Source organism: Stenotrophomonas sp. 86428_Sma (assembly GCF_056481585.1).
Genome location: NZ_CM151156.1, coordinates 3,496,635 through 3,508,998, shown reverse-complemented (window position 1 = coordinate 3,508,998; position 12,364 = coordinate 3,496,635). Strand labels below are relative to the sequence as shown.

Genomic DNA, 12,364 nt, shown 5'->3' with positions numbered 1-12,364 from the left:
GCCGTCCGGCTGCGGAGGTTTGTGCCGCGCTTCGCGCGGTAGTCGACTGACAGTCGACTCTACAACGGCTCGTATTCCACCCCGATTACCGCAAAGGTGAACTGGCCGCCGGGCAGCTCCACCGAGAATTCATCATCCAGCCGCTTCTTCAGCAGTGCACGTGCCAGCGGCGAATCGATGCTGATCCAACCCAGGCCTGCGTCGGTCTCATCCGGGCCGACAATGCGATAGCGGCTGGTGTCGCCACTGTCCACGTTCTCCAGTTCCACCCACGCACCGAAGAACACCGCCTGCGGATCGGTCGGCGTGGTGTCGACCACGCGCAGCGATTCCAGCCGCTTGGTCAGGTAGCGCACGCGGCGGTCGATTTCACCCAGCTGCTTCTTGCGATAGGTGTACTCGGCGTTTTCCGAACGATCGCCTTCCGCTGCAGCAGCGGCCAGCGCCTTCACCACCTCCGGGCGGCGCACGCGCCACAGCTCATCCAGTTCGGCCTTCAACCGGGCGTGGCCGGAGGCGGTGATCAGGGCGGTACTCTTTTCTGCAGGGGGGCGCCAACGCGACATGTGGTGCGACTTCTTTTCAGGGGAACGATGGGGCCGGGTCCTTTCCACAGGAAAGGCCTCCGACCCCGGGAGGGCAGGTCAGCGTTTGCCGCCGAAGATGCCGCCCAGCAGGCCGCGCACGATCTGGTTGCCCAGCTTGGTGCCAACGGTACGCGTGGTCTGCTTGGCCATGGTCTCGATCATGCCCTGGCGGCGCTTGGTGCCGAAGATCGCATCCTTGATCGCCTGGCCGAAACCGCCTTCCTGCGCTTCGTCCTGCTCGCGGCTGCGGGCGGCGGGAGCCTGCGCCTGCTCGACTGTTTTCTGCGCACGCTGGGCCAGCAGCTCGGCGGCCGATTCGCGGTTGATCGCGGTGTCGTAGCGGCTGCCGACCGGGCTGCCGGCACGCACCTGGGCGCGTTCGGCCTCGGTGATCGGCCCCATCCGGCAGCGCGGCGGTGCGATCATCGTCTGCTGCACCGGCATCGGCACGCCCTTGTCCTGCAGCGTGGAGACCAGTGCTTCGCCGGTACCGAGCTGACTGAGCACCTTGGCCACGTCCAGCTTCGGATTCGGCACGAAGGTCTCGGCAGCGGTCTTCACCGCCTTCTGGTCGCGCGGGGTGAACGCACGCAGTGCGTGCTGCACGCGGTTGCCGAGCTGGCCGAGGATGTTGCCCGGTACGTCGTCGGGGAACTGCGAGCAGAAATACACGCCCACGCCCTTGGAGCGGATCAGGCGCACCACCTGCTCGATGCGCTGCACCAGCGAGGCCGGTGCGTCGTCGAACAGCAGGTGGGCCTCGTCGAAGATGAAGACCAGCTTCGGCTTGTCCAGGTCGCCCACCTCCGGCAGCTGCTCGAACAGCTCCGACAGCAGCCACAGCAGGAAGGTGGAATACAACTTGGGCTTGAGCACCAGCTGGTCGGCGGCGAGGATGCCGATCACGCCGCAGCCGTCGTGATTGACCCGCATGATGTCGGCCAGTTCCAAGGCCGGTTCGCCGAAGAAGTTCTCGCCGCCATCCTGTGCCAGGCGCAACACCGAGCGCTGGATCGCAGCGATGGACTGCGCGTTGACCAGACCGTACTCGGTGGAGATGTCCTTGCGTTCCTCGGCAACCAGGCCGAGCAGGGCGCGCAGATCGTCCATGTCCAGCAGCAGCAGGCCACGGTCGTCGGCCAGCTTGAACACGATGTCGAGCACGCCGGCCTGGGTGTCGTTCAACTCGAGGATGCGCGACAGCAGGGTCGGGCCCATTTCGCTGACCGTGGTGCGCACCGGGTGGCCGAGCTTGCCGTACAGGTCCCAGAAAATGGTCGGGCTGGCGGCCGGCGCGTAGTCGGCCACGCCGATCTCGGCGGCGCGCTTGAGCAGGTTCTCGGCACCGGTGCCGGGCACGGCCAGGCCGGACACATCGCCCTTCACATCGGCCAGGAACACCGGCACGCCCAGCCGCGAGAAGCCCTCGGCCAGGGTCATCAGGGTCACGGTCTTGCCGGTACCGGTGGCGCCGGCCACCAGGCCGTGGCGGTTGCCGAGTTTCGGCAGCAGGGTGACGGCAATATCGTCGGTGATGCCTTTGCCGAGCAGAATCGGATCCATGGTCCAGCCCTTGTGGTGAATAGCCCAATGTTAACCGCCGGCGGTGACGGGCCGAAGGTCGGCTTGCCCGGACCTTGGCGGCGCCGCTACTCTGCCTGCCTGTTTCGCACACAGTGCCATCAATGCCCGTTCCTGTCCTGATTTCCCGCGGTTGGCCGCTGCTGGCCCTGGCCGGCCTGGTTTCCCTGGCGCCCGACGCCCATGCGCAGCGGGTTTCGGCCCGGGACAAGGTGAAGGTGGATGCGCTGCAGCAGCGCATGACCGCCGCCGAGAAGCGCTACAGCGATGCGCTGCTGCTGGTCGCCAATGCCGACCCCAAGGGCAGCAACGAGGCGGACGCCGCGCTGGAGGACATGGAAGATGTCCTCAACGACTGCGTGAAGCAGAAGGGCTGCCAGATGGGCACCCTGCTGGCCAGCTACAAGCGCCTGCTCAAGCATGATGCTGATGCCGCTGCCAGCGATGACGTGGCCGATGAGGGTGGTGACCGCCTGGAAGCCGACCCCGACCATATCGGCCCGCTTACCGCCGACGTGCCGGAGGCCGCGCGCGCTGCAGCGCTGCTCAACGACAAGCGACATGCCTTCGACACCATGGTCGAGTACAACCCCGCCGTGCAGGCCGGCATCCGCCGCTGGTTGACCGACATGCGCCCGGCGCTGCTGACCAGCTACGAGAACTACCAGAACCTGCGCGCGGTGATGTGGCCGGAGTGGGAAAAGCGTGGTCTGCCGGAGGCGCTGCTGTTCGGCATCATGGCCAAGGAGTCCAACGGCCGTGTGCATGCCTCCTCGCGTGCCGGCGCCGCCGGGCTGATGCAGTTCATGCCGGCCACCGGCCGCCGCTTCGGCCTGGGCCCGGACGGCACCGGCTTCGACACGCGCTTTGACGCACGCAGCGCCGCCGAAGCCAGCGCCAGTTATCTCAACGAGCGCCTGCGCGAACTGAACAACAACGTGGAAATGTCGGTGGCCGCCTACAACGGTGGCGAAGGCCGCGCCGCGCGCGTGTTCAAGCAGAGCGGTGGCCAGAGTTTCTGGACCGACAGCGTCTACAACCAGTTCCCCGGTGAAACCAAGGATTACGTGCCGATGGTGATCGCCGCGGCCTGGATCTTCCTGCACCCGCAGCAGTACGGCGTGGAGCTGCCGAAGATCAGTGCGCAGCCGGCCACGCTGCGCCTGGCCAAGTCCACCACCATCTACGAACTGACCATCTGCCTGGGCAGCCACGGCACCCGTGATGGCTACATGCGCGCGCTGCGCAATCTCAACCCGCGCTATGAGGCCGATGGCTGGATTCCGGCCGGCACGCTGATCAACGCCACCACCCGCATTGCCAGCCTGTACCAGCGCAACTGCGTCAGTGGCCCGCGTGCCGACCTGGCCCGCACGCTGATCACCGCCGATCTGAACGCAGCAATCAAGCGCCCGGCCGCGACCAGCTACACCGGGAGCGTGGCCGTGGGCGGCGTGGTGCCGGTGGCCGATGCGGCCGCGTCCACCAGCGTGCCGACCACGCCGGTTGCTCCGGTGGCCACGCCGCGCCCGGCGGCGCGCCCGAAGCCGGTGCGCAGCCACAAGGTGGGCCGCGGTGAAACCCTGGGTGCCATCGCGGCCAAGTTCCAGTGCGACGTGCCCACCCTGGCCCGCGCCAATGGCCTGAAGGCCCCGGCCTACAGCCTGCGCCACGGCCAGACGCTGAAGCTGCAGGGCTGCGACAAGTAATCCCCCCGACCCTGGAATCCGCATGGACCTCGAAGACACCCGCAACCTGTTCGCCAACCTCCGCGAAAACACCGACTGGGACATCACCGGCCCGTTGCTGTGGGGGTACTTCTTCGTGCACTCCACTGCCGAGCCGTTGCAGGCACTGGCGCAGCACCTGCAGGCGCAGGGTTACACCTTCGTGGAATTGTTCGAACAGGATCCGGAAGAGGGCGACGCGCCGTTCCACGTGCTGCATGTGGAGCGCGTGGAGATCCACGACGAAGCCTCGCTGGACCGCCGCAACCAGGAATTCGCTGCCCTGGCCGCGGAAAAGGGCGTGGAAGACTACGACGGCATGGACGTCGGCCCGGCTCCGGCCCTGCAGTAACGCGCGTACCGGTAGTGCCGGCCGCTGGCCGGCATTCCGTTGTGGAAAAAGGGGACGGAGGGGATTAAGTCGTTTATGCATAAACGACTTAATCCCCTCCGTCCCCTTTTTGTCAGCGCAGCTTCGCCAGCGCCTGGCCCAGCTGCACCGGGCTTTCAGCGCCCAGCTGCGGGGCGAAGTCAGCCACGCCCGGCGGCAGCAGCACGATCACGGTGGAGCCGTAGTTGAAGCGCGCCATCTCGGCGAAGCGCTCCAGCTGGATGCCCTGGCCGCGGTAGTCCTTGCGGGTGATGCGGTCACCGTAGGCCGGAATTTCTTCGCCGCTCCACACGGTTTCCACGCCGGACACCAGCAGCGCACCGACCATCACGCTGACCATCGGGCCGAAGCTGGTGTCGAAATGGCAGACCAGGCGTTCGTTGCGCGCGAACAGGCGCGGCACGCCGTTGACGGCGGCCGGGCCGACGCTGAACAGGCGGCCCGGCACGTGCACGGTTTCGCGCAGGGTGCCGGTCCACGGCATGTGCACGCGATGGTAGTCGCGCGGCGACAGGTACACGGTGGCGTACAGGCCGTCGTTGTACGGCTTGGCGTCCTCGTCACTGCCCAGCAGTTCGGCGGCGGTGAACGACTGGCCCTTGGCCTGGAAGATGCGGCCGGCCTCGATCCTGCCGAGCTGGCTGATGCGGCCGTCGGCCGGCATCACCAGGCTGCGCGGATCGGCATCGGCCACGCGCGCGCCCGGCTTCAGCGCACGGGTGAAGAACTGGTTGAAGGTGGCATAGCTGCGCGGGTCCGGGTTGGCCGCTTCGTCCAGATTGACGTTGAACTTGCGGGTGACCGTGTCGATCAGCCAACGCGACACGCGCGGATCGTCCGAGTACGCCAGCGAACGCGCCATCGAGGACAGCAGGCGGTGGGGCAGGGCGTACGTCAGGGCGGTGGTGAGGCTCATGGGGCGGTTTTCTCGGTCAGCTTCTGCAGGTCGCGGGCAATGGCCGGCGCGTTGAACGGGGGCCGCACCAGGCCGGCAAGGCGGCCCTGCGGGTCGAGCACGGCCAGGCTGGCCGAATGCTCGACGGTGTAATCCTCGGGGTTCTCGTCGAAATGCTTGCCTGGCACCTTCTGGAACACGAAGCCCAACGAGGTGGCGAAGCGCTCCAGCGAGGGCACATCGGCGGTGGCGGCCAGGGTGTCCTTGTGGAAGCCGTGCACGTACTCGCCGAGGCGGGTGGCGCTGTCACGGTCCGGGTCGACCGAGATGAACAGCACGCGCGGGCGCAGGCTGTCGGGCAGGGCCTCCCACTGGTTCTGCGCGCCGGCCAGCTCGGCCAGGGTGGTCGGGCAGACGTCCGGGCAGAAGGTGAAGCCCAGGAACACCAGGGTCCAGTGACCCTTCAGTTCGCCCGGGATCAGGCGGGTGCCGTCGGACTGGGCCAGATTGAAGTCGGGCAGTTCGCGCGGCTGCGGGTACAGCGTGATCGCTTCGGTGGCCGGGGCATCGGCCGGCGGCTTCGGCGCGAACACCTGCTGGGCGGCCAGCAGGCCGAGACCCGCCGCCAGGGCGATCAGCAGGATGATGCCGGCGTTGCGATTGAACATGGGAGCCCCCGCGCGAAGTGGGCTCCATCATACCGGCTGCGGCCCGATCGTTTCTGCCGCAACGGATGCCGCCGCGGGCGCCAGCCCCTATAATCGAGGGCCACTTTGCCCGCAGTACCGCCATGACCGCTGAAACGGCCGCCGAACTCCACACGATCATCGATCTGATCCGCTACGGCACCAGCCGTTTCAACGAAGCCGGGCTGACCTTCGGGCACAGCTACGACAATGCGCTGGATGAGGCCACCCAGCTGGTGCTGCACAGCCTGCACCTGCCGCACGATCTGGGCCCGGCCTACGGCCAGGCGCGTCTGCTGCAGGAAGAGAAGGTGCGTGTGCTGGAACTGTTCCAGCGTCGCATCGACGAACGCATCCCGGCCGCCTACCTGACCGGTGAGGCCTGGTTCGCCGGTCTGAGCTTCAAGAGCGACAAGCGCGCCCTGGTGCCGCGCTCGCCGATCGCTGAACTGATCGAGTGCGGCTTCGAGCCGTGGTTGGCCGGCCGCGATGTCAGCCGTGCGCTGGACCTGTGCACCGGTTCGGGCTGCATCGCCATCGCCATGGGCCACTATTACCCGAACTGGGAAGTGGACGGTGTCGACCTGAGCGACGACGCGCTGTCGCTGGCCGAAGAAAACAAGGAACGCCTGCAGGCGCACAACGTGACCCTGCTCAAGTCGGACCTGTTCAACGGCCTGACCGGTCGCCACTACGACCTGATCGTCACCAACCCCCCGTACGTCACCAACGACGAGACCGATGCCCTGCCGCAGGAATACTCCTACGAGCCGGAGATGGGCCTGCGTGCCGGCGACGACGGCCTGGACCTGGTGCTGAAGATCCTGCGCGATGCGCCGCTGCACCTGAGCGAAGACGGTCTGCTGATCTGTGAAGTGGGCGAGTCCGAGCAGCACCTGATCAAGCTGCTGCCGGAAGTCGACTTCGCCTGGATCGAATTCAAGGTCGGCCAGATGGGCATCTTCGCGGTCGAATGCCGCGAGCTGATCGCCCACAGCGCGCGCATCACCGAGCTGGCGGCGCAGCGCCCGTGAGCTCCAATTCGTTCGGCAAGCTGTTCACCGTCACCACGTTCGGCGAGTCGCACGGGCCGGCCATCGGCTGCGTGATCGATGGCTGCCCTCCGGGGCTGGCGCTGGACGCGGCCGAATTCGCTCACGACCTGCAGCGTCGCGCTACCGGCAAGAGCCGCCACACCTCGGCGCGCCGCGAGGCGGACGAGGTCGAGATCCTGTCCGGCGTGTACGAGGGCCTGACCACCGGCACGCCGATCGCCCTGCTGATCCGCAACACCGACCAGCGCAGCAAGGACTACGCCAACATCGGCCAGCAGTTCCGGCCGGGCCATGCCGACTACAGCTACTGGCACAAGTACGGCATCCGCGACCCGCGCGGTGGCGGCCGTTCTTCCGCGCGCGAGACCACCATGCGCGTGGCCGCCGGCGTGGTCGCCAAGAAGTGGTTGGCCGAGCGCTTCGGCGTCACCGTGCGTGGCTACCTGTCGCAGCTGGGCGAGATCACCCCGGCCGGTTTCGACTGGTCGGCGGTGGAAGACAACCCGTTCTTCTGGCCGCATGCCGCACAGGTGCCGGAGCTGGAGGCGTACATGGATGCGCTGCGCAAGTCCGGTGATTCGGTCGGTGCGCGCGTGGACGTGGTGGCCGACAACGTGCCGCCAGGCTGGGGCGAGCCGATCTACGGCAAGCTCGATGGCGAACTGGCCGCCGCGCTGATGAGCATCAACGCGGTGAAGGGCGTTGAGATCGGCGACGGTTTCGCCAGCGCCGCGCAGAAGGGCACCGAACACCGCGACCTGCTTACCCCGCAGGGCTTCGCCAGCAACCATGCCGGCGGCATCCTCGGTGGCATTTCCACCGGTCAGCCGGTGGTCGCGTCGATCGCGTTGAAGCCGACCTCCAGCCTGCGCCTGCCGGGCCCATCGCTGGACACGGCCGGCAACGTGGTGGAGGTCGTCACCACCGGTCGCCACGATCCCTGCGTCGGTATCCGCGCCACCCCGATCGCCGAGGCGATGGTGGCGATGGTGCTGATGGACCAGGCGTTGCGTCATCGCGCGCAGTGCGGCGATGTCGGCACGATCACCCCGCGTATTCCCGGGCAGATCGATGGCTGACACGCGGCCGACCGTGTGGGTGAGCCAGCCGCTGATCGACGCGGCCATCGCGCCGCTGCGCGATCGCGTGCAGCTGCGCAGCACCGACACCGTCACCGCGTGGTCGCCCGACCAGATCGCCGAACAGCTGGCCAGCGCCGACGGCGCCATCATCACCCTCAACGAGCGCATCGGCGCAGCACAGGTGGCCGATGCCGCGCAGCTGCAGGTGATCGCCAATGTCGGGGTGGGCTACAACAACCTGGACGTCGACGCGCTCAGCGCGGCCGGCATCCTCGCCAGCAATACCCCGGACGTCCTGACTGAAACCACCGCCGATCTCGGTTTCGCTCTGTTGATGGCCACCGCACGCCGCATCACTGAATCCGAGCGCTGGCTGCGCGAAGGCCAGTGGCAGCAGTGGTCGTTCCAGACCATGCTCGGTGCCGACATCCACGGCAGCACGCTGAGTATCCTCGGCATGGGCCGCATCGGCCAGGGTATCGCCCGCCGCGGCGCGCATGGTTTCGGCATGAAGGTGCTGTACCACAACCGTTCGCAGCTTCCGGCCGCGATCGAAGCGGAGGTGGGGGCCCGTTACGTTGACCTGGACACGCTGCTGGCGCAGGCCGATCACCTGCTGCTGGTGCTGCCGTATACCCCGGCCTCGCATCACCTGATCGATGCCGCCGCGCTGGCGAAGATGAAGCCGTCGGCGACGCTGGTGAACATCGCCCGCGGCGGCCTGGTCGATGAGATCGCGCTGGCCGATGCACTGGCCAGCGGCCGATTGGCTGCCGCCGGCCTGGATGTGTACGAAGGCGAGCCAAAGGTACGCCCCGAACTGCTGGCGCTGCGCAACGTCGTGCTCACTCCGCACATCGGCAGCGCCTCGCTGGCCACGCGCACGGCGATGGTACAGCTGGCCGTGGATAATCTGGTTGCCGGGCTCGGCCTGGACGGCGGCCCGTCGCGCATGCCGAGCGCGATCAACGCTGACGCGGCGATGGCCGCGCGCGTGACTCTGGGCAAAAAAACCGGGAAACGATAGGGAACCTCCGCGCGCCCCGCTTGAGGAGGTTCCCCGAACCCAGCTGTCGTGCGTGTTTTTTTCCCCATCCCCGTTTTCGTGAGAGTTTCCCCCATGAGCAATGCACAGCGCAGTTTCCACGTCGCCGTCGTCGGTGCCACCGGTGCGGTCGGCGAGACCATGTTGTCGATCCTGGCCGAGCGTGATTTCCCGGTCGGCACCCTGAGCGTTCTCGCTTCCGAGCGTTCGGCCGGCGGCGAGATCGAGTTCAACGGCCAGAAGGTCAAGGTCCAGGACCTGGCCACCTTCGATCCGAGCGGCGTCGAGATCGCCCTGTTCTCGGCCGGCGGCAGCGTGTCGAAGGAATACGCACCGAAGTTCGCCGCAGCGGGTGCAGTGGTGATCGACAACTCCTCGGCCTTCCGTTACGACGATGACGTGCCGCTGGTGGTGTCCGAGGTCAACCCGGAGCAGGTCGCCAACCGTCCGCGCGGCATCATCGCCAACCCGAACTGCTCGACCATGCAGATGCTGGTGGCGTTGGCGCCGCTGCACCGCAAGTACGGCATCGAGCGTATCAACGTCTCCACCTACCAGTCGGTGTCCGGCGGCGGCCGTTCGGCTACCGAGGAACTGGGCAAGCAGACCGGCCAGCTGCTGAGCTTCCAGGAAATCGATCCGCAGCGCTTCCCGGTGCAGATCGCCTTCAACCTGATCCCGCACATCGACGACTTCCAGGACAACGGCTTCACCAAGGAAGAGATGAAGCTGATCTGGGAGACCCGCAAGATCCTCGGCGACGACAGCATCCTGGTGAACCCGACTGCGGTGCGCGTGCCGGTGTTCTACGGCCACTCCGAGTCGGTCGCGATCGAGACCCGCGATAAGGTCACCGTGGCCGAAGCACGCGCGCTGCTGGAGCAGTCGCCGGGCATCGAAGTGGTCGATCGTCACGAAGCCGGTGGTTACCCGACCCCGGTCACGCATGCGTCGGGCACCGACGCGGTATACGTCGGCCGCATCCGTGAGGACCTGTCGCACCCGCGCGGCCTGAACCTGTGGATCGTGTCGGATAACGTGCGCAAGGGCGCGGCGTTGAATGCCGTGCAGCTGGCCGAGCTGGTCGCCGCCGAGCAGCGCTGATCACAGCGGTTGCCTCACCGGTAGTGCCGGCCGCTGGCCGGTATTGCCGTGATGGGGGCGTGCGTGTATGCCGGCCAGCGGCCGGCACTACCGAAGGTCTCCCATCGGTGGGTGCGGACCCCGGTCCGCACGCTTTATAGTGTCGCCCATGAATAAACGGGCCAAGGGCGCAAAGCGCCCGCTCACCTATCTGTCCGCCGCACTGCTCGCCCTGGCCAGCAGTTCGGCGCTTGCCCTGGGGTTGGGCGACATCCGGGTCCTGTCCAAGCCGGGCCAGCCCCTGCTGGCCGAAATCCCGGTGGTCTCGGCGGACCCGTCCGAACTGGAAAACCTGCGCGTGGCGCTGGCCTCACCGGTCACCTTCGAACGTGTCGGCCTGCAGCGGCCAACCGGACTGGTCAGTGAACTGCAGTTCGAACTGACCCGCGACACGCAGGGCAGGGCGGTGGTGCGCGTCACCTCGCAGGCGCCGGTGGAGACGCCGTCGCTCAGCTTCCTGATCGAAGCCGACTGGGGCCAGGGCCGCCTGGTGCGTGAGTACTCGGCACTGGTCGATGCGCCGCCCAGTGCGTTGGCCGTGGCCGAGCCGGAAATCGTCGCGCCGGCCGGTACGCTCTCCAATACCATCGTGCGTGAACCTGCACCGGCTTCGGTGCCAGCAGCAGAGACGCCCACGACGCCGCCACCACCGGTGGCGCCAGCACCGGCACGCCCGCGTGCGGCCTCCGCGCCAGTTGCTGCACCGGCGGCCGATGGCAGCATCACCGTGCAGCGCGGGCAGACCCTGTCGGAGATCGCCAGTGCGGTGGCACGTGGCAACCAGGTCAGTCGCGACCGCGCGATGATCGCCCTGCTGCGTGCCAATCCCGAAGCCTTCATCCGCGGCAACGTCAACCTGCTCAAGCAGGGTGCGGTGCTGCGCATGCCCGGCAGTGATGCGCTTGCTGCGGTCGACGCTGCCGAAGCGGCGACGCTCGTGCGCGAGCATGCCGCGCAATGGCGGCAGGCACGTACCGTGCCGCAACCGGTGGGCATGGCCGCACCGGTTGCCAAGGCGGCAGCCACGAACGCTTCTTCCCCGGCTGCGGCCAATGGGGCACGACTTGAGATCGCTCCGGCGCTGGCGTCCGACGCCGCGCACGCGGGCACAACCACCGGCACCGCTGCCGGCAGCGAGGGTGACATGCTGGGCAACGAACAACTGCGCCAGGCGCGTGAGGACATCGCCACCCGCGATGCCGAGATCGGCGAGCTGAAGCAGCGCGTGGCCGACCTGGAAAAGCTCAAGGAACAGCAGCAGTCGCTGATCGCGATGAAGGACAACGACCTGGCCGCCGCGCAGCAGCGCCTGGCGCAGGCACCGGATGCCCGCGATGCGGCAACGCCGTGGTACTGGCTGGGGCTGCCGGTGCTGCTGCTGGCGGCGGGCGCCGCCTGGCTGCTGCGTCGTCGCAAGCCGTCGCCGCTGCCGCCGCTGCGTGAGGAAGACGATGCCGCCGGCCTGGCCGCAGCGGTGCCGGCGGGTGCGGCGCTGGATACGCTGGCCGAGCAGTCCTCGTGGTCATCGGCTGTTGCCGGCAACGGCCGCCAGGAACCGGCGATGCCCGACTGGGCGACCGAAACCGAAGTGCACGACGTAGTGGTCGCCGAACCTGTCGCCGAGCACGCGGTACGGGCCGACTGGCAGGCCGACACGCTGCGCGACGAGGACGCAGTGGCCTTGCCCGAAGCGGTGACCGATCTGCCGCGCTGGGACGATTCCGCAACCACCGCCGACGAGGCTGTCGTCGCCGTGCCGCTGCAGGACGAACGCGTTGTACCGCAGGCGCCGGCCGACGTGGCGGTGCCGGATTACGCACTGCATGCCGAACAGCAGCCGCAGTTCCGCGGCGTGTTCGATCTGCCGGCCGACGCGCATGACAACGAGGCGCCGGCGGATGCCGCTCATCCCGAAGCCATCGACGGCATCGACCATGGCAGCATCGAGGCCTCTCATTCCGACGACATCGCGTCGAGCGCGGCCGCGCCTGCCGGCGACGCCGGCTGGTCGCCACGTGCCGGCCAGGAGCGCCTGGAACTGGCCATTGCCTACCTCGATCTGGGCGACGCGCAGACGGCGCGTACCCTGTTGCTGGAAGTCGCCGAAGGCGGTGACCTGCACAGCCAGGCCCAGGCCCGTGAACTGCTGGCGCGCCTGCCGTGACCGAACCT

The 12,364-nt window shown here is 67.8% G+C and carries 11 protein-coding genes; 7 read left to right on the top strand and 4 right to left on the bottom strand.

Features of this window, described 5'->3' with window-relative positions:
• Window positions 1-59 precede the first annotated feature (59 nt).
• Window positions 60-566: a transcription elongation factor GreB gene (gene greB / locus ACZK3J_RS16235; RefSeq protein ID WP_032128239.1), complete on the bottom strand. Its 507-nt coding sequence runs from the start codon at window positions 564-566 to the stop codon at window positions 60-62.
• Window positions 567-644: 78 nt separating this feature from the next.
• Window positions 645-2,150 (bottom strand): helicase HerA-like domain-containing protein, encoded by a 1,506-nt coding sequence (locus ACZK3J_RS16230; RefSeq protein ID WP_478476067.1) that lies wholly within the window; start codon window positions 2,148-2,150, stop codon window positions 645-647.
• A 122-nt stretch (window positions 2,151-2,272) separates the two neighbouring features.
• Between ACZK3J_RS16230 and ACZK3J_RS16225 the strand changes: the two genes are divergently transcribed.
• Together ACZK3J_RS16225 and ACZK3J_RS16220 are read left to right on the top strand one after the other, a co-directional pair.
• The gene (locus tag ACZK3J_RS16225) at window positions 2,273-3,877 is read left to right on the top strand and encodes a transglycosylase SLT domain-containing protein (RefSeq protein ID WP_414578595.1); all 1,605 of its coding nucleotides are present in this window, start codon (window positions 2,273-2,275) and stop codon (window positions 3,875-3,877) included.
• Window positions 3,878-3,899: 22 nt separating this feature from the next.
• Window positions 3,900-4,247 (top strand): ribonuclease E inhibitor RraB, encoded by a 348-nt coding sequence (locus tag ACZK3J_RS16220; protein ID WP_107433337.1) that lies wholly within the window; start codon window positions 3,900-3,902, stop codon window positions 4,245-4,247.
• Between the two features lie 112 nt (window positions 4,248-4,359).
• Here ACZK3J_RS16220 and asd read toward each other — a convergent pair whose 3' ends face one another.
• Together asd and ACZK3J_RS16210 are read right to left on the bottom strand one after the other, a co-directional pair.
• Window positions 4,360-5,202 (bottom strand): archaetidylserine decarboxylase, encoded by an 843-nt coding sequence (gene asd, locus ACZK3J_RS16215; RefSeq protein ID WP_189720818.1) that lies wholly within the window; start codon window positions 5,200-5,202, stop codon window positions 4,360-4,362.
• Window positions 5,199-5,849, bottom strand: a complete 651-nt coding sequence (locus ACZK3J_RS16210) for an SCO family protein (RefSeq protein ID WP_423163316.1) — start codon at window positions 5,847-5,849, stop codon at window positions 5,199-5,201. Before ACZK3J_RS16210 ends, asd begins: the two co-directional genes overlap by 4 nt.
• 122 nt (window positions 5,850-5,971) lie before the next feature.
• Here ACZK3J_RS16210 and prmB point away from each other — a divergent pair, with 122 nt between their 5' ends.
• From prmB to ACZK3J_RS16185, 5 genes are all read left to right on the top strand, one after another.
• Entirely contained in the window at window positions 5,972-6,901 is a 930-nt protein-coding gene (gene prmB, locus ACZK3J_RS16205) for a 50S ribosomal protein L3 N(5)-glutamine methyltransferase (RefSeq protein ID WP_032128243.1), read from the top strand.
• On the top strand, window positions 6,898-8,001 hold the full coding sequence (gene aroC, locus ACZK3J_RS16200) for a chorismate synthase (RefSeq protein WP_134951826.1): 1,104 nt from the start codon (window positions 6,898-6,900) through the stop codon (window positions 7,999-8,001). The genes prmB and aroC overlap by 4 nt, the downstream gene beginning before the upstream one ends.
• Window positions 7,994-9,031 (top strand): 2-hydroxyacid dehydrogenase, encoded by a 1,038-nt coding sequence (locus ACZK3J_RS16195; protein WP_478476066.1) that lies wholly within the window; start codon window positions 7,994-7,996, stop codon window positions 9,029-9,031. Before aroC ends, ACZK3J_RS16195 begins: the two co-directional genes overlap by 8 nt.
• A 93-nt stretch (window positions 9,032-9,124) precedes the next feature.
• Window positions 9,125-10,153: an aspartate-semialdehyde dehydrogenase gene (locus ACZK3J_RS16190; protein ID WP_012511725.1), complete on the top strand. Its 1,029-nt coding sequence runs from the start codon at window positions 9,125-9,127 to the stop codon at window positions 10,151-10,153.
• Window positions 10,154-10,301: 148 nt separating this feature from the next.
• Window positions 10,302-12,356 carry a FimV/HubP family polar landmark protein gene (locus ACZK3J_RS16185; protein ID WP_414578080.1) on the top strand — a complete coding sequence of 685 codons (2,055 nt, stop codon included), beginning with the start codon at window positions 10,302-10,304 and terminating at the stop codon, window positions 12,354-12,356.
• The last annotated feature ends 8 nt before the right edge of the window (window positions 12,357-12,364 follow it).